The organism is uncultured Polaribacter sp. (assembly GCF_947501385.1).
Classification (GTDB): Bacteria; Bacteroidota; Bacteroidia; order Flavobacteriales; family Flavobacteriaceae; genus Polaribacter.
Map to the genome: position 1 here is coordinate 52,501 of NZ_CANMVP010000019.1, position 18,044 is coordinate 70,544.

The window sequence follows — 18,044 nt, forward strand, 5'->3', positions numbered from 1 at the left end:
ACAAATTTAGATTCTTTACTGTATTGTAATGTTTATATCGAATGCAGCTAAAGTTGCGCCTGCCTTATCTTTACCAGCTACAGTAATTGCATCTTGAGTACCAGTACCGTTGTTGATGTAAACCACATTCATAACATCTATGTCTTCTTGAGTAAATGAATCACCCACTTGCAGAATACTTGCACCTCTCACCAACCAACCATTTTGTGGTGCTTGTTGAATGCTAAAACTAATGTCTGCTGGTATAGATCCAGAAACCTCTAAAACATTTTTATTTAAAGCATACGCTTCACCACTTGCCACCGAAAATCCAGTATTTTTTTCAATGATTAAAGTCGTATTTCCAGAAGCAAAACGTGCAATTAACATGGGTGCATTATTACCTCCAGTATTTTCTTTAGTCCAAAATTCATCAGTTTCATCTTTACCCTCTTCTTGGTCCAACATAAATGCTATTTTTCCGTTGTGTGTTAAACCTTTATAATAATCAATCAGATCAAATTCAAACGTAGCTATTTTTGATGTTGTTATAGTTGCGATTCTATCTGTTGTTGGAAACGGTGCATTGTTAAAGTTGATTCCTACTTCTGTCCAAAGTGTATCTTTTACTTCATAAATATCAAAATCGATTCCTTTAGCTGCTGTAAACTTTACGTCTAATTCTAAATTCATCTCTACCACAACACCAGGTTTGTCAAAATCTTTTAAATTGAACATTAAAAATCCTTTTCTTAAAAAGTCTGTATTTGCAGCACTTTTTACTCTAATTCTATCTGCGGAACCATAGTTTGTACCTGAATTACTTCCTCCATTTACATACGTATCTGCGATAGCAAATATGGTATCTCTTACCACTTCTGGGTCTGGTGTGTTTGAAGTTGAACGTGCAGAAAAGTAAACAATTGATGATAGTACATGAATTACACCATTTGTTGGCTTTAAGTTTGAGGTAATTATTTCCCATTGCTTGTTAGTTCCTTCATTAATAAGACCTGTGTAAGCGCTTGTACGAGATAAATAAATTGTTTGTCCATTTTCACTAGGATACGGCAAGGGATTGTTACGTTCACTTATATTTGGATCATCAAAAGATACCACAGCATTTACAATGTGATACTTAATGGCATTCCGTAAAATTGGAACTGGAACTTCAGATAAGTCTTGATACGAATTATCTGTAAGGTATTTTTTAAAAGCCTCATTTGTTGGTGCTATAAAGGTTCTTTTTGAACTAGACTCATATAAATTTTGAGTTTCAGTAAGTTTTATAGCTTCTTCTAACAAAGCCAAAGAATCATTTTTTTGAATATATGCCCAAGCATTGATATCTAATTCAGCTGTTGAACCTGAATTTTTGTATGAAAAATCTTCTTGAATTTCACAACTAAAAAACGCACTTAAAACAACCGAAAAGAAGACTCCCATTGCAGCATATAGCAATATCTTATTATTTTTCATTTTCTTGAGTTTAAATTATTATGTTTTATTATTTATAGAATGAATTTTGCTCTAAATTAGGATTTCTATTGATTGCATCTTCGTGAATAGGCCATACTAGATTCGCCTCGTCACTTAATCCGTTTATAGGATTCATGGTACTAATAGCTCTACCTGTTCTTACCAAATCGAACCATCTGTGTCCTTCAAAAGATAATTCTATTGATCTTTCATGAAGTATTGCCGTTTCTAAGTCTCCGTATAAATTATTGGCTTCTATTAGGTTTAATTCTGGTAAGTCTGCTCTTTCACGAATTAAATTTAGCAGTCTTAAAGCTTCATTTGTATCGCCTAATTTATTGTGTGCTTCTGCTTTTAGAAGCATAATATCTGCCAAACGTACCAATACAATATTATTTGCTGATGGATCTGCGCTTTCATCATTAAAACCTTGTCCGAAGAATTTCCAAATTTTTCTTGGATCTGCGGCAGTAGTGTCATAAATAAGATCTTTTCTTAAATCTCCGTCTTCAAAAGAATTTCTAAAAGAAACACTTGGAAAATAATCACTATCTGAACCAATAGCATATAAAATGCGCAGTGCATTCGTCTGAACTTCATTATAACCAACTTCAAAAATACTTTCATTCGAATACCCAGAAGTAAAAATTTTAGACCAATCGTTTATAGTAACTAAAGAATAAAGCGGATTTGCAATTACTTTTTCTGCAGATTCAATAGCATTTTCATACTCTTTTCTCCACATATAGACTTGTGTTAAAAAAGCATGTGCTGCGCCTTGAGTAAAAAGTATTCTCGTATTGTCTCCAGAAAAATTATCTCTACAATTTTCAGAGGCAAAAACTAAATCTTCCACTACTTGATTTAATACGAGTTCTTTATCTGTTTTAGAAATAAAGAATTCTTGTTCAACACTTTCATAGGGTACTGTTACCAGGGGTACATCGCCCCAAACTCTTACTGCATAAAAATAAGAGAGTGCTCTTAGGGCTCTTGCTTGCGCAATAAGTTGTAGGCTAAATTCACTTTCAGTTTCAAATACTGAAGGAATGTATTTAATGGCATAATTGGCACGACTTATAGTTTCATAAATAGTATTCCAACTTGCAGAAGTGATATCTTGACTTAATGTGTTTTGTTGCAAGGCTAAAGGATCTCCTGAATGATTGGTGTTCACAGCATCTGCTCTACCTTCTCCCCAATAAGAAAAATTAATTCGAAATATAGACTGTGTAGCGTCATAAATGCCATAAACTCCTGCTTGGGCATCACTGGAGGTCTTGTAAAATCCTTCTCCAGAAAAACTACTCACTGGATCTTTGTCTAATATATCTGAACAGGAAAATATAACTCCTATAATTAATCCGTAGTATAAGGTTCTTTTAATCTTTTTTATATTTTTCATAATTCGTTATTTAAAAACCAATATTTAATCCTAAAATAAATGTGCGGCTTTGAGGATAAGAACCCTCATCTACTCCTTCTCTTAATCCACTGTATGAATTTACATCAGGATCAAAACCCGTATAACGCGTCCAAGTAATTACATTTAAAGCAGAAGCGTATACTTCTACCTTTCTTAAGCCTAAATTATCAATCACAGTATTTGGTAAACTATATCTTAGGTTTACATTTTTCAATTTTATATAAGAACCATCTTCTACCCAACGACTTTGAATTCTGCTGTCTGACTGCAAAGGGTCATCTCTTACTGGTTTTGGAAAATTGGTGACATCTCCTTGGTTTCTCCATCTGTCTAGCGCATCTGTAGAAAGGTTGTTATACCTTACAACAGAGTTTCGCTGATGATTTATTTCACTATAAATATCGTTCCCATAAGAATATTGCAAGAAGAAACCTAAACTAATGCCTTTATAAGAAAAATTATTGGTGATGCCTCCAAAGAAATCTGGTGTAGCATCTCCAATTATTTGTCTATCATCATTATCAATAATATTGTTACCATCTACATCATCCCAAATAGGGTCTCCACCTTTGTAGATGGCACCTAATGCGCCATTTGTTACTTGGTCTACATTATCAGCATCACTTGCATAGACTCCATTAAATTTCCAACCATAAAAAGTACCTATTGGGCTTCCTTCTTTTAAAATATGATAGTTTCCATTTTGAATAAACCCATTGGTTAATACATTGTCTGGAAGATCTGTTATTTTATTGCGGTTTGTACTAATATTAAAGTTGGTATCCCACTTAAAATCTCCCACTAAATTTCTAGAATTTAACGTGAATTCAATACCTCTGTTTTCTATGCTCCCAATGTTTTGCGTTACAAAAGAAAACCCTGTTGTTCTAGGTATGGGTACATTAAATAGTAAATCATCTGTTACTTTAAGGTATGCATCTGCAACAAGTGTTACTCTGTTGTTTAAGAAAGACAAATCTAACCCTATATTATACTGCGTAGTAGTTTCCCATGTTAAACCAGCGTTTGACATTACGGATGGAGATGCTCCAGAAAAATCTAAATAATTTGATCCAACAGCAAATTCTCCTTGAGCCGTATAATTTCCAATAGCCTCATTACCCGTTTGTCCTGCTGTTAAACGTACTTTTCCATCATTTAAAAAGTTTATATTTTCGAAAAAAGATTCATCAGAAAATCTCCACCCTAAAGCTACAGATGGAAAATAACCAAATCTTTGATCTTTCCCAAATCTAGACGAACCGTCTGCTCTAAGATTGGCTTCAAATAGATACCTCCCTTTAAAATCGTAAGAAACTCTACCAAAATAAGATAATAAAGAATGTTCTGTGGTAATATTTACTTCTTGGTTTGAAATAGTTCCTGCACCATTTAGCGTTATAATATTATCGCTTGAAAAGAAATCACCATCTAAACCCGTTCTTTCATATTGCCAGTTTTGAAAACTAAAACCTGCCAACGCAGAGAAGTTGTGATCTTCTTTGAACTGTTTATTATAAGTCAGAATTGTTTCATTACCCCATGTTAAATTATTAATTGCTCTTACTTCACCACTATTATAACCTTCACGATAATCTAACGTAGCTGGGAGAAATTTATCTTCTTTCATAGATAAAAAGTCTAAATTGATGTTACTTCTTAACTTAAGTCCTTCTAGAATGTTATATTCAGCATATTGATTGCCAATAATTCTGTTGGTTTTGTTGTTATTTGTGGCTAATTCTGCAAGTCCAACAGGGTTTCTTCTTCCAAATTGATATCCATTGTAAGAACCATCTGGTAAGTATAATGCAAAAATTGGGGGACGAATTAATAATTCTCTGATGATACTTAAGTTATTGGTACCTCCAGCATTGATTCTTTTATTGAAAGCATTTGTGTAAGAAATACTTTGACCAAAAGTTAATTTTTCTGAAGCTTTAAAATCTACATTTAATCTAGAGGTAACTCTTCTATAATTAGAGTTTAAAATGATCCCATCTTGATTTAAGAATGAAGAACTCCAAGCATACTTAACGTTTTCTGAACCTCCTCTTACAGAAACATCTATTTTCTGCTGAGGAGCGGGTACCAACAATTCCTTTTGCCAATCTACATCGCCATTGTTTCTAGGATTTAAAGAATCTAAAACAATCCCATTGGGAATGTTTGGATTCTCCATATTATTATAGGAATCAATAATTACTGCTCTGTACTGACTCGCATTTAAAACACTCAATTTTCTTGTGATCTCGCTGATACCTGTAAAAATATTAACGTCTATTTGTGTTTTTCCAGATTTTCCTCTTTTAGTAGTAATTAAAACCACGCCGTTTGCTGCTCTAGAACCGTATATTGCTGTTGAAGCGGCATCTTTTAGTATTTCTATAGATTCAATATCATTAGGATTGATATCTGCTAGTGGATTTAATCCAAAATTTTCGGTTCCATTTAGTGAAGACAGTGAATTTGATTCAATGGGAACACCATCTACCACGTAAAGTGGCGTGTTGCCCGAATTTAATGAAGAATTACCTCTAACTTTTATAGACATTCCTCCACCAGGAGCACCAGAATTTGAGACCACTTGCACACCCGCAGCTCTACCTTGCAAGGCAGATATAGGGTCTTGTAAACTGGTCTGAGTTATCTCTTCGCTATCTATAGAAACGATAGCACCTGTTATATTTCTTTTCTTTTTAACTCCGTATGCCACAACAACCAATTCGTCAAGTACATTTAATGCTGGTGATAATTTTACATTAAAGAATTTTTTATTTCCAACAATGATCTCTAAGGAATCGTACCCTAAATAGGAAAATACTAAAACACTATTTGCAGATACTTCATTCATTTTAAAAGATCCATCAATTTCAGTAAGCACCCCAATATTAGATCCTTTAAGAATTACAGTAACCTCTGCTATAGGTTCATTTGTAACCTCATCTATTACTTTGCCACTTATCGAAAAATCTTGCGATTGCAACTGCACAACAAAAAACAAAAACATAAAAAATAAAACAGTTGATTTATTTACAAATTTCCAAGCTAAGAGATTTGAAAAAAGGTTTTGAGCTGATTTTTTCATAAATTAAATATTTATTTTGAGTGTAATTTTCATCAAATATAATAAAATACTTTTATTATGCAAACGTTTGCATAATATTTAACTAAATATAGAATTATATTTATCTCAAACCCGTTGTGCATTTTGATAAATTCTGTCAATTCGAGACCCAAGAAAAAATTTTTATCAAGCGGTTGGAATGACGTAATGTCTCCTCGAGCGCAGTCGAGAGGTTTTAATGAGGTCTCGACTGCGCTCGACCAGACATATATTAATAATCTGTAAAACAGTAACTTAAAAGCTATGTCAATGGTAGTGAATTTCACGATTGAAATGAGTGAAATTTGTATCGAGAATAAGAATTTTCGTTTCTAAACTAGTTCTCTATACAATTTTTTTTATCAAAAAATCACTTGAACTGATATTTTGGAATATATTTAAACTCAAAATGCACAACGGGTTTATCTCAAATAAAAAGTTTCAACAAAAAGATATCTCTAAAACTGACTGACAGTAAATATGGGTACAGAAATTTATTTTCCAACACCTTATCCTAAACTTACCTTCTATCAAGACAAATTAGTTCAAATTTGGACGGTTATAAAAGATGGATTGCATGAATAAAATGAAAAATTATTTTACTTTTTACAGAAACTCACTCGAAGAAAACTCGATTAGCAATATTTGGATTAGCAATCAAGACGAAGAAAAAATTTAAGTTTATGACAATCTTTATCTTATGATATCACTCCCGAAATCGTTAAGAATATGACAGTCAAGAACCCTGCGTTATGGGTTTATAACTAAGATTAGACTTAGAAGCAAAGTTTATATTTCTTCGTAAATCTTTTTAACAAATTCTGAATCGTATTTTTTTTCAAGTTTTCTGATGATAAAATGCCCTTTGGCCATGTCTTGAAAATGATTCATAAATATGGTATTTATCAATGCTCCACCCGCTGCTCCAACTATTGGAATGGCTTGTCCAGCCATTTTTTCTGCAATTTGTATGCTAAATCTTTCTGCAATTTTTGTAATTAGTTTTAAAATAATGGGTGCACCTTCTTCAACAATTCCTTTTTCAGTAATAAATTTCGCAACTTCAGAAACTGATTTTGCCAACAATGCTTTTATTGCGTAATACCCTGTTTCTGTGCCATCATCTAATTTAGAGGTTCCTCCAAGCGCAAAAACTTCTAAGCAGGCAAGTTTTGTTTCAATGGTATGAATTGATTCTCCTTGTTCTCTAGAGATATCTGCAATAGACCGCAACATGATTGTTGTTGAAATGGGCAGTTCTATAGCCAAACCGGCTAATCCAAAGAAGCCTCCAACACCTCCACTTGCTGCCACAGCAATTTTATGAACTGCATTAGAAGATTTTTTCATAGGATGGTCTTTCATCGTAAATATGGCTCCGTTTGCAGCTTTAAGCAATGATTTTTGAGCGACCTCTCCTAATTTGTCGCTCCACTTTTTAGGCAGGCTTTCGAATCCTCTTTCTATAGGATCTCCGATTAAATTGGTAATTTTTGCAGCTAAATCAGGGTTTTCTAGCAGTTTTTTTGCACTTCTTATTTCTTCTAAATCATTTTCCGTAATATGCATTCAATTTTTAGTTTTTGAAAGAATAGTTTTATAGGCCTGCTTTTTTTAGCAGTTTCTATATATCTACTGTATGTTCACGTTCAAAAATACCAAAAATTACTCTTTCAACCCAATTCTACTTTTGCCATTGTGCTCTTTACATAAAGGCGATTTTTTTTTATCGGGTATACACAAATCATCATTTTCCTTTTTTGGGCTTTTATAGAGCATCTTTTTTTACTCTTTTACTTACTCTTAAAACTACTCTCTTGAAGCAAAGAATTCTTTATACGATTTTACTTCTAAAAAAACTGTGTGGTTATTTTTAAGCTACTAAAAACCCCCATTGAATTTATTCAATGGGGGTTTTACTTTTTCTAATTCACAGTTCTAACCAAACTTTTTTTTAACTTTCCTTTCTCAATCTCAATTTTACAATTCCATTTAAAATAGCACTTTTTTGTGTTTCTAACGTATCTCTTAATCTTAAAGGCAAATCTTTTCTATTTAAAATATCATTATAATCTTTTAAAGAGTTTTTTTCACTTTCAATAATTTCATCAATAACCATTGTTAAACCAGTTGTATTTAAAATAGACTTCGGGTTTACCCATCTACTAATTTCTCTTCTATTTTTTGAAGATTGTCTAACAGGAACAGCGTTAATTTGCAAAAAACACTGTTTCAATTCTAAAGTATAATTATTTCTTTCAGAATATTTCAAATTAGAAATAGATTGTATGAGCGGGTTAGTTGTATTTTTTGCTATTTTATAATAGCCTAATTCTGAATCAATAGAATTTTCTAAAATACAATCTAACTTACTAAACAATTCTTCACCTTTCATTTTTATAAATACTTACCAGTTTGAATTAAAATTTATGACAAAACTATTCTATAGACATTATATTGCTTAACAATTAAAAGGAAAAATTTAACACAAATGGGCTAAAAAAAACGCTTGTAATTAGAGTAAATTTATTTAAAAAACCGTAAAAAAGTCAATAATATCAAGGTAAATCGTTAATGATTTACTCTATTCTGTTACTAAATACTTTCATATCGAAATATATTTGTACCAAAAAATTTATGTTGATAAACACTTTAAACGCTATTGATTCTTTAAGAAGTATTTCTGCAAAACTAAATGGTAATTTTGTAGAGAGTAGCTATGGAGGTTTCTTGACATTCAAAAATAATTGTGGCAAAGGTACTGCAAAAGCATTTCAACTATTTTCAGGTTTAGAAGTTGTAACTGTAAATATTCAGTCTGAAAAACAAATAGTTTTAGAAAATCTCTATACTGGAAAAAACTGCTTGCATTTTATCTTTTGTGCTGAAGGAAACCTCTTTCATCATTTTGATGATAGTTTAGAAAAACAAACCATTAGTAGGTTACAAAACGTAATTGTAGAAAGTTACCAAAACAGGTCTAGTAAAATAGTTATCGAAAAAAATGCTAAAGTTAAATTCAGCATCATAACTATTGTCGAAATTGATACACTTTCTACTGAAATGAATATTGGAAGTAAGCTCTCTGAATTGCTTTCTAACGTTTTATCTAATTTAAACAAAACTGAAGAGTATGCTTATTTTGGTGAAATTTCTAACAAAGCTGCAGTGCATGTAGAAACACTAATTAACACCAACTTATCTGGTTTGTCTAACATTTTAATAAATGAGGCGGCGGTTTTTAAAATTTTGGCAGAGCAGTATTCAAGTCATAGTAAAGACATCGAATCTTTAGATAATCTGAATCCTTTATCTAAGTGCGATACTTTAAAAATTATTCAGCTAAGTGAATATATCAGTCATAATTTAAGTGAAAACATTTGTTTAGACAAACTTTGTGATTTAAGTGGTTTGAATAAAAAGAAAATTCAAAAAGGATTTCAATTCTTTTTTGATGAAACTGTAAATAAATTTATTTCGAACTTAAGAGTTTTAAAAGCAAAAGAGCTTTTAGAAAATTCTGACCATACTGTTTCTGAAATTGTTTATAAAATAGGGTTGAATAGCAGAAGCTATTTCTCTAAAATATTTTACAACAAATACGGTTTATTGCCAACAGAATATAGAAAATACCATCACATTGCAAACCCAACTTTTGAGATTGTTTATTCGTCTAAAGCAAAAGAAAACATTACCAAAGAAGATTTACAAAGCATTTTAGACCCTTCTAAAAAGAAGAATGAATCTTTAGGAATTTCTAGTTGTTTGGTCTATCATAAAAATTCGTTCTATCAAATCTTAGAAGGTCCTAAAAAAGAAGTGCTCAACTTAGTAGAAAAGATTAAAAAAGACGAAAGAAATAGTAATCTATCTGTTTTATACAGTGGTATAAAATCTGGTAGAACTTTTAAAGAATGGAGCATGTCTTTGGTGCAAGGGGAATTTTCAATCGATGGTAAGCCAGAAGATAATTTCGATGCTTTTAAAGTAGATTTTTTACCTCATACAGATATGAAAAATCTGTTAGCGATAAAATACATGTGGGAAAAAGCTAGAAATTATTTAATTGTACAACAACAAAGAACTTATTCTTAGTAGAAACGAACTTTAGACAATCTAGAACCTCTATATTTAGAAGGACTTACACCATAACGTTCTTTAAAAATTTTAGACAGGTAGCTATTGCTAAGTATACCTACTTTATCTGCAATTTCTCCTATTGAAAAATTTGTTTTTTCGAGCAATTCTCTAACTTCTGTCAAACGTTTATTTCTAATAAAATCGTGTACAGAGCAGTTGTAATAATCTTTAAAAATTTTCTGAATTTTTGTTTCTGAAAGGAGATGATTGTTAGCAATAACATCTATGGTTGGCAATTCGCTTAAATTCTCTTCTATAAAATCAGAGATTTCTAGAACCGTATCTACGTCTTCTACACTTAGATTATGAAGATGTTCACTATGTTTTTCTCCTAAATAGGTTTCTAAAGTATCTGAAAGAATGCTATACGTTAAACCTTCTTTGTAAAGAGAACCTATAAAACCCTTTTTTTTATTGGTAGTAATTTTATTAATCAATTCGAAGATTTCTGCACCAAATAAATATTTAAAAAAGAACGGATTTATGGCTTTTACATCTCTTAAAAGAGTATTTAAGTCGTCATTTAAATCAAATTTAAAAGATTTTAGCTTGTGCTCAAACAAGTTTCTGTTCAATTCTAAACTAAAAATCACAATATTTTTATTCTTTGGAATTTTAAAAGAATGGTGCTTATCTATAGAACTTCCTATAATGGCACCACTATATTTATCTATGCCTTCAAAAGTGGCTTCTTGATTAAATTTATGATAAAACTTATCGCCTAAATTAAATACAAATTTTAACGGATTCACTTTGTGCTTCTCCATTTCAATTACAAAATCTTCTTTAAAATTATAAGAAGTTTCTAAAATTCCTAAACCAGATGCAAACTGTGTTGCTTTTAAAAAACCTGAACCAATATCATCTGGTATGGTTAGTTTTGTAATGTTATGCTCTTCTAAACAAAGCACATTCATCTTTTTTGCAACACCTTTTACAAGATCTTCTACATATAAGTCTTCAATAGTAACTTTTTTAGTCATTCTTCCTCAGAGAATTTACCGCAATATAATTCTTTCTGATATGAATCCAATTAAAAAAATTATGATCTTAGATATTTTCTTTTATATCTTTGAAATTCCTCTAAAGATTATAATAATGGACGAATTTATTTTGTATTTTAAAATGGGTCTAAATCACGTTTTAGACTTTGGTGCTTATGATCATATATTATTTCTGGTTGTTTTAGCTGTTGTTTTCAGTTTTAACCAATTTAAAAAAGTATTGTGGTTGGTAACACTTTTTACCATTGGGCACTCTGTAACCCTAGCTTTGTCTGCTTACGGAATTCTAAATGTAAACATGAAACTTATAGAGTTTCTAATTCCTTTAACCATATTTATTACAGGTGTAATGAATGTGTTCACTGCAAAAAAATCATCTTTAGGAAAAGAAAACACCAATTTAGTTTTTGCACTTTTCTTCGGGTTAATTCACGGTCTTGGATTTTCTAATTATTTTAAAATGATGGTGGGTAAAGAAGATGACAAACTGTTTCCTTTACTAGAGTTTGCTTTGGGGATAGAAACTGCTCAGATAATTATTGTCTTAGGCATTTTAATTATAGGCACCCTATTGCAACACTTTGTTAGAGTTCCCAGAAGAGATTGGATTTTAGTTTGCTCTTCTATTGTAATTGGTTTTGCAATTCAAATGATGTTAGATCGCGTTTTTTGGTAAGTGAAAAGTAGCACTGTTTTACTTCGAGTTTACATAAAATGTCTTCCTGTGCATTTGCTGAACTTGATTCAAAAAAAACAGGAATCTAATTAGCAAATTTTATTAAAAATTTTGTCTATTTATTAACGTTACAATCTTATGAATCTATTTACTTTCGTAATCATGACAGAAAAGAAACAGTTAAAATATGATAAAGCTTACTTAAAAATGGCTTTAGAATGGGGCAAACTTTCTCATTGCAAACGCAAACAAGTAGGTGCTTTAATTGTAAAAGATAGAATGATTATTTCAGATGGGTTTAACGGAACGCCAACTGGTTTTGAAAATTGTTGCGAAGATGAAAACGGAAATACCAAATGGGAAGTTTTGCACGCAGAAGCAAATGCAATTTTAAAAGTGGCTTCTTCTACACAATCTGCAAAAGGTGCAACCTTGTATATCACATTGTCTCCTTGTATACAATGCAGTAAATTAATTCATCAAGCGGGCATAAAACGAGTAGTCTATGCAAATGCTTATAAAGATAATAATGGTTTGAATTTTTTAGAAAAAGCAGGTGTCGAAATTAATTATCTACCTTATGAATAAGAAAAATTTACCGCTTTTTTTAGCGATAGCAGTTGTTTTTGGTATTTTGATAGGAATGTCTTTTGGTGGAAATTCTAGCACGCTATTATTTTCCTCAAAAAGCTCATCTCAAGAGTTAAAAATAAAAAGACTCATCAATTTTATTGAAAATGATTATGTAGACAAAGTGAGTACAGATAGTCTTTTAGATGGCGCAATTACACAAATGTTGGGTGAGCTAGATCCTCATTCTGTATACATTCCGAAAGAAAACCTACAAGCTGTTAAAGAAAGCATGCAGGGCAATTTTGTAGGAATCGGCGTGCAATTTAGAATGATTTCAGATTCTATTACTGTTATTCAACCTATCAAAGGTGGCCCAAGTATTAAAGCGGGAATAAAAGCTGGAGACAGAATTTTAATGGCCAATAAAGACACACTTTTCGGAAAAGAAATGATAAGCGGTAAAGTGCCTAGATATTTAAAAGGAGAACCAAATACAAAAATTAAACTTCAAGTATATAGAAAAAGTAACGACTCTTTATTTGATGTAAACATTACACGTGGCAAAGTAAATATAAAAAGCGTAGACCTTTCTTATATGATAAACGATTCTATTGGGTATATTAAACTAGATCGTTTTGCAAGAAATACCTATACAGAATTTAAAGCTTCGTTAAATAATTTGATCGATGAAGGCATGACAGATTTAGTGTTAGATCTTCGTGGAAATGGTGGTGGTTTTATAGACATTGCCAATAGTATTGTTGATGAGTTTTTAGAAGATAATAAACTCATTGTTTTTACTAAAAATAACAAAGGAGAAATCGATGAATCTTTTGCAACCCGAAAAGGAGATTTTGAAAAAGGCGGTTTGTATGTTTTAATTGATGAAAACTCAGCCTCAGCATCAGAAATTGTTGCAGGCGCATTACAAGATAATGACAAAGGAATTATCATTGGAAGACGTTCTTTCGGAAAAGGTTTGGTACAAATAGAAATGGATCTGGGTGATGGTTCTGCAGTACGCTTAACAACTGCAAGGTATTATACACCCACAGGACGTTCTATTCAAAAACCATACGCTGGTAATGGAAATGCAAACTATTACGGAGATTATCAAGAAAGAATTTCTAGCGGAGAATTGCTAAGCAAAGACAGCATAAAGGTGGTAGACTCTTTACAATTTAAAACACCCAAAGGAAAAACAGTGTATGGCGGTGGTGGTATTATTCCTGACGTTTTTGTAGCGATAGACACCACTTCTTACATGTCTAATTTTTATTTTACCACCATCAATAATTTTGCTTTCGATTATGTAGACATGAACAGAACAACATTAGAAAAATGGAATATTGATACTTTTATTGAAGGTTTTGACAAAGATGAAGCCGTTTTTAATACATATTTATCTGAAATAAAAGACAAAATTAAGCCTTCTTTTAGAGCAAAACAAAGCATCGAAAAATATTTAAAAGCATCTATTGCCAATGTACTTTTTGGCGATGTTGGTTTCTACAGAATTATACATCAAGAAGATAAAATGCTACAAAAAGTATTGGAGTTGGAGAAAGAAGAAGAGTAAGTAGCTTTCTCTAATTTATGTATATTTGTATTTACATAGATATATTATTATGGATCTAGCAACAAGAAAAAATAAATTTATAGAGGAGTTTGAAAAAATAAAAGATGCACGTTTAGTAGAGCGTTTTGAGTCTTTTTTACAAAAAGAATTGAATCGTAAAGAAATCGTTGCCTACACTATTAATGGAGATTCAATTTCTAAAGAAGAATATAGAGGGAGAAATAGTAAAGCCGTTGAATCTTATAAAAATGGACTCTTTAAATCTCAAGAAGAACTCTTAGAAAAGTATCAATAAAAAATTTAGAGTTTTGTATAAAATTATTGAGAAAAAAATTTTGATAACAAGAATCTATCCCACACAAAAAGATCCAGAAAATATTTTATCGCATTGATAACAATCAACACTTCAGAAAATAAAAAAATCTACTTTGCTTCAGACCAACATTTGGGTGCGCCATCTCCAGAAACCAGTTTTCCTAGAGAAAAAAAATTTGTTGCTTGGTTAGATGAGGTAAAAAAAGATGCTAAAGCTATTTTCTTGCTAGGAGATTTGTTTGATTTTTGGTTTGAATACAAGACCGTTGTTCCAAAAGGATTTGTAAGAGTTTTAGGAAAATTAGCAACAATTAGAGATAGCGGAATTCCTATTTATTTTTTTGTAGGAAATCACGATTTATGGATGCACGACTATTTCGAAAAAGAACTCGATATTCCTGTGTATCATGCTCCAAAAGAATTCCTCATCAATAATAAAAAATTTTTGATTGGTCATGGAGATGGTTTGGGTCCTGGAGACAAAGGTTACAAACGCATGAAAAAGGTGTTTACATTTCCATTATTTAAATGGATGTTTAGGTGGTTGCATCCAGATCTAGGTGTAAAATTAGGACAATACATGTCTGTAAAAAACAAACTCATTTCTGGTGATGAAGACGCTCAATTTTTGGGTGAAGAAAATGAATGGTTGGTACAGTATTGTAAAAGGAAACTTACAGAAGTACATTATGATTATTTCGTTTTTGGACATAGACACCTTCCATTAGAAATAAAATTGCAAGAAGATAGTACCTATATCAATCTTGGAGATTGGATATACTATTTTACGTATGGTGAGTTTAAGGAAAATAAGTTCTCGTTAAAAAAAATTAACTACTAATTTTAATCTTAGAAGATTTCTTCTAAATAGAATATTTTAAAAATAAAAAAATGCTACTTTTTCAAGTAGCATTTTTCAATTCAAATAATGAGTTTTAATAAAAATTAAAACTGGTAATTTAAGGATAAATTAAACATCGTTCCTAACTGACTAAAGTGAGATCCATCATAAGTCGTTATAGCATAACGATTATTAAATGTTATTGCATTTGAATTATTTTGAAGTTCAGTTAAACCAGAAGCCGTTATAGTTGTATCATTTAATATAGCCTGACCTGCTGCGTTTTCTGCTTTAAATGCCCATTCTGGTATTACATTAAATAAATTGTTTATATTAAATGCTATTGTAATTTTTTCAGTTGCATTAAAATTAACACCTAAATCAGTCACAATTTTTGGAGTAAACTCAGTTCTTAAGTTTTCACTCATAAACTTTTGTTTAAAAACTGTTTTTCCGAAATACGTATTGTTTAAAGATATATTAAATTTATTAATGTCATAATTAGTACCTAAAATCCATTTTGTTTTTGGTCTAGAAGTAAACATTAAAGCTTCAGTAGATCTATCTAAAACAGGAACGTTTGTTCCATCTACAGCAATCGTTGGTATTTCATTAGTTCTATCGTTCTCGATAGTATAGTTACCAGATAAGTTTAATGATAATTTACCATCACCAATTTCAACACCTTTAAAATTAGACACAAAATCTAACCCAGAAGTTGTAGTATTTAAACCATTTATAAAAAATTGATTTCCTCCAATAGGATTTGTAAAGATAATTCTATCTTCAACATCAATTTTATAATAATCTAAAGTAAAGCTAAAGTTTCTTGTTGGTCTACCACCAAAACCAATTGTAAAGTTTGTAGACTCTTCAGGTTTTAAACTAGGTATACCTAAAGCTCTTGCTTTTGGAGAAACGTTATTTACAATTCCATTTACTTCAATACCTCCATCTTCAGCAAAAGAATATTGTAATTTTTCTGTGTAAATTTGGTGTAAAGTTGGTGCTCTAAATCCTGTAGAAACAGATGCTCTAATTGTATATTTATCATCAGCAAACTTGTAACGAGAACTTACTTTCCAAACAAATGTACTTCCAAAGTCAGAGTAATCTTCTGCTCTAACAGTACCATTTATTAAGAAGTCTTCTGAAATATCCCAAGCTAAATCGAAATATCCACCTAAGTTATATCTATTAAAGCTCCCAGAATTTCGGATGTCATTTCCTGCAAAAGAATCTGCACCACCAGCTTCATAAGAAGCAACACTTCCTTCAATTATAGTGAAAGTTTCATTTCTAAATTCAGTACCAAAACCTATTGCTACCTTATCCGATAGTATTTTAGAAATATCTAAATTTCCTACAATATGGCTAAATGCAGTTCCTCCTGGATTAAAACTAGTAGGGCTGTTTTCTCTATATCTGTTAGTTTCACTAAATTCAAAACCTTCAGTTGCTCCAATTGTTCCATCTCCGTCAAGATCATAAGCAGGTATATCTATATCTAAAACTCCATTCCCATTTAAATCACCAAAAATAGTTTGATCTTTAACTCCACTAGCATTATGAGAATTATTTATAGTATAGGTTTGTTGGTTACCTCCAAAAGTAATACTTGAATCAATATTCCAATCGTTTTTAACAGTCTTAAAACCTAATGTTGCATTATAATCATTTAATAAACCTTCAAATGTTGGAACATATCCATCAAAACCTCCTGCTTCATTAGAAGGAAATAAATCTTGTAAATAAGCTAAATCTCCTGTTGCTACTTTCCAATATGGGGTTCTGTAATTAGCAAAAGAATTAACTTTTTTGAAAACATAAGCTGCATTAAAATATAATTTTGAGTTTTCACTTAAATCATACCCTCCATTAATTAAAAATTTAGAAGCCGCAGTTTCTGGTGCACCATTAATATTATTAGCATCTGGGTTTCTACCTAAAAATTCTTTAACATCTGCTAAAGGAGCATCAAAACCAGTACCTGCAAAAGCTTCTCCTTCTGCACTAACAACTCCTGGTCTGTTTGCTAAACTAGTTTTAGAAAAATCAACTGTATAATTAATAAAACCTTTATCATCTCCAATTGTAGAGCCATTGTTTACAGCTATTCCAAACATTTCTCCATCACCTTCAGAAGTCATTCCTGTTCTTAAAGTTGCAGAACCTCCATTTGGAGTATCTTTTAGGATAATGTTCATTACACCAGCAATGGCATCAGAACCATATTGAGCAGAAGCTCCATCTCTTAGAATTTCAATTGACTTAATTGCGTCAGTTGGTATACCAGAAATATCAGCACCTGTTTCACCACGTCCAGGAGAATCTTGTGTATATAGTAATGCACTTAAATTTTTACGCTTACCATTAATTAAAATTAACGTTCTAGAAGGCCCCATATTTCTAATTTCATACGGATCTAGTAAGGAAGTTGCATCATTTACAGGTGTTTGTACCGTATTAAATGAAGGAATCTTGTATTGTAAAGCCTTATCAAAGGTTGTTTGACCAGTAGATACTAAGTCTTTTGCAGATACGATATCTATTGGTAAAGGACTTTTTGTATTACTTCTCTGCGGTGTTCTAGAACCTGTTACTACAATTTCGCTTAAAGACTCACTTCCTTCTTCAATCATAATTGATAAAAAAGAACTGTCTGTTACATCTATCGTTTTGGTTTTAAAACCAAGTGAAGAAATCACAAATTTTGTTGGTAAGCTTTTTACAGTGATACTAAATTCACCATTGTTGTCTGTAGTTATTCCGTTAGAAGTACCTTTTTCTATAACATTCATAAAAGGAAGCGCTTCGCCAGAAGTGTCGGTTACTTTTCCTTTAATAGTTTGTGCCAGTAAGCCTAGAGGTAACATTAACATAAAAGCAACGGTACATAATTTTAATAAATACTTTTGTCTCATAA

Annotated in this window: 13 protein-coding genes; 6 read left to right on the forward strand and 7 right to left on the reverse strand. The window is 31.3% G+C overall.

All coding sequences use genetic code 11. The features are described 5' to 3' along the window. Nucleotides 1-15: 15 nt before the first annotated feature. From Q0998_RS13050 to Q0998_RS13070, 5 genes are all read right to left on the reverse strand, one after another. Complete coding sequence (locus tag Q0998_RS13050; RefSeq protein WP_299670417.1) at nucleotides 16-1,458, reverse strand: DNRLRE domain-containing protein; 1,443 nt, start codon at nucleotides 1,456-1,458, stop codon at nucleotides 16-18. A 28-nt stretch (nucleotides 1,459-1,486) separates the two neighbouring features. Next, nucleotides 1,487-2,863, reverse strand: coding sequence for a RagB/SusD family nutrient uptake outer membrane protein (locus tag Q0998_RS13055; protein WP_299670418.1), 1,377 nt, complete (start codon nucleotides 2,861-2,863; stop codon nucleotides 1,487-1,489). A 10-nt stretch (nucleotides 2,864-2,873) separates the two neighbouring features. Further along, a complete protein-coding gene (locus Q0998_RS13060; protein ID WP_299670419.1) occupies nucleotides 2,874-5,972 on the reverse strand; it encodes a TonB-dependent receptor in 3,099 nt (1,032 codons plus the stop codon). 807 nt (nucleotides 5,973-6,779) lie between these two features. Further along, entirely contained in the window at nucleotides 6,780-7,559 is a 780-nt protein-coding gene (locus Q0998_RS13065; protein WP_299670420.1) for an EcsC family protein, read from the reverse strand. A 385-nt stretch (nucleotides 7,560-7,944) separates the two neighbouring features. After that, entirely contained in the window at nucleotides 7,945-8,385 is a 441-nt protein-coding gene (locus Q0998_RS13070) for a DUF2383 domain-containing protein (protein ID WP_299670421.1), read from the reverse strand. Nucleotides 8,386-8,627: 242 nt separating this feature from the next. On the opposite strand from Q0998_RS13070, the gene Q0998_RS13075 reads away from it, so the two are divergent. Continuing rightward, entirely contained in the window at nucleotides 8,628-10,085 is a 1,458-nt protein-coding gene (locus Q0998_RS13075) for a BLUF domain-containing protein (RefSeq protein ID WP_299670422.1), read from the forward strand. Here the strand turns inward: Q0998_RS13075 and Q0998_RS13080 are convergent. Next, complete coding sequence (locus tag Q0998_RS13080; RefSeq protein ID WP_299670423.1) at nucleotides 10,082-11,113, reverse strand: helix-turn-helix transcriptional regulator; 1,032 nt, start codon at nucleotides 11,111-11,113, stop codon at nucleotides 10,082-10,084. The two genes, Q0998_RS13075 and Q0998_RS13080, sit on opposite strands and share 4 nt — an antisense overlap. Before the next feature lie 115 nt (nucleotides 11,114-11,228). Here Q0998_RS13080 and Q0998_RS13085 point away from each other — a divergent pair, with 115 nt between their 5' ends. The 5 genes from Q0998_RS13085 (at nucleotide 11,229) to Q0998_RS13105 (ending at nucleotide 15,118) form a co-directional block, all read left to right on the forward strand. Further along, entirely contained in the window at nucleotides 11,229-11,810 is a 582-nt protein-coding gene (locus Q0998_RS13085) for a HupE/UreJ family protein (RefSeq protein WP_299670497.1), read from the forward strand. Nucleotides 11,811-11,972: 162 nt separating this feature from the next. Next, nucleotides 11,973-12,398: a dCMP deaminase family protein gene (locus Q0998_RS13090; protein ID WP_299670425.1), complete on the forward strand. Its 426-nt coding sequence runs from the start codon at nucleotides 11,973-11,975 to the stop codon at nucleotides 12,396-12,398. Further along, nucleotides 12,391-13,962, forward strand: coding sequence for a S41 family peptidase (locus Q0998_RS13095; protein WP_299670427.1), 1,572 nt, complete (start codon nucleotides 12,391-12,393; stop codon nucleotides 13,960-13,962). Before Q0998_RS13090 ends, Q0998_RS13095 begins: the two co-directional genes overlap by 8 nt. A 49-nt stretch (nucleotides 13,963-14,011) precedes the next feature. Then, nucleotides 14,012-14,257, forward strand: coding sequence for a hypothetical protein (locus Q0998_RS13100; RefSeq protein WP_299670429.1), 246 nt, complete (start codon nucleotides 14,012-14,014; stop codon nucleotides 14,255-14,257). A 93-nt stretch (nucleotides 14,258-14,350) separates the two neighbouring features. Then, complete coding sequence (locus Q0998_RS13105) at nucleotides 14,351-15,118, forward strand: UDP-2,3-diacylglucosamine diphosphatase (protein WP_299670431.1); 768 nt, start codon at nucleotides 14,351-14,353, stop codon at nucleotides 15,116-15,118. A gap of 104 nt (nucleotides 15,119-15,222) precedes the next feature. Here Q0998_RS13105 and Q0998_RS13110 read toward each other — a convergent pair whose 3' ends face one another. After that, entirely contained in the window at nucleotides 15,223-18,042 is a 2,820-nt protein-coding gene (locus Q0998_RS13110; protein ID WP_299670433.1) for a TonB-dependent receptor, read from the reverse strand. Nucleotides 18,043-18,044: the final 2 nt, after the last annotated feature.

What these genes read in the sequence shown, in the direction of transcription:
- Q0998_RS13050 (WP_299670417.1), bottom strand. Translation starts at nt 1,458, where the DNA reads ATGAAAAATAATAAGATATTGCTATATGCTGCAATGGGAGTCTTCTTT.
- Q0998_RS13055 (WP_299670418.1), bottom strand. Translation starts at nt 2,863, where the DNA reads ATGAAAAATATAAAAAAGATTAAAAGAACCTTATACTACGGATTAATT.
- Q0998_RS13060 (WP_299670419.1), bottom strand. Translation starts at nt 5,972, where the DNA reads ATGAAAAAATCAGCTCAAAACCTTTTTTCAAATCTCTTAGCTTGGAAA.
- Q0998_RS13065 (WP_299670420.1), bottom strand. Translation starts at nt 7,559, where the DNA reads ATGCATATTACGGAAAATGATTTAGAAGAAATAAGAAGTGCAAAAAAA.
- Q0998_RS13070 (WP_299670421.1), bottom strand. Translation starts at nt 8,385, where the DNA reads ATGAAAGGTGAAGAATTGTTTAGTAAGTTAGATTGTATTTTAGAAAAT.
- Q0998_RS13075 (WP_299670422.1), top strand. Translation starts at nt 8,628, where the DNA reads ATGTTGATAAACACTTTAAACGCTATTGATTCTTTAAGAAGTATTTCT.
- Q0998_RS13080 (WP_299670423.1), bottom strand. Translation starts at nt 11,113, where the DNA reads ATGACTAAAAAAGTTACTATTGAAGACTTATATGTAGAAGATCTTGTA.
- Q0998_RS13085 (WP_299670497.1), top strand. Translation starts at nt 11,229, where the DNA reads ATGGACGAATTTATTTTGTATTTTAAAATGGGTCTAAATCACGTTTTA.
- Q0998_RS13090 (WP_299670425.1), top strand. Translation starts at nt 11,973, where the DNA reads ATGACAGAAAAGAAACAGTTAAAATATGATAAAGCTTACTTAAAAATG.
- Q0998_RS13095 (WP_299670427.1), top strand. Translation starts at nt 12,391, where the DNA reads ATGAATAAGAAAAATTTACCGCTTTTTTTAGCGATAGCAGTTGTTTTT.
- Q0998_RS13100 (WP_299670429.1), top strand. Translation starts at nt 14,012, where the DNA reads ATGGATCTAGCAACAAGAAAAAATAAATTTATAGAGGAGTTTGAAAAA.
- Q0998_RS13110 (WP_299670433.1), bottom strand. Translation starts at nt 18,042, where the DNA reads ATGAGACAAAAGTATTTATTAAAATTATGTACCGTTGCTTTTATGTTA.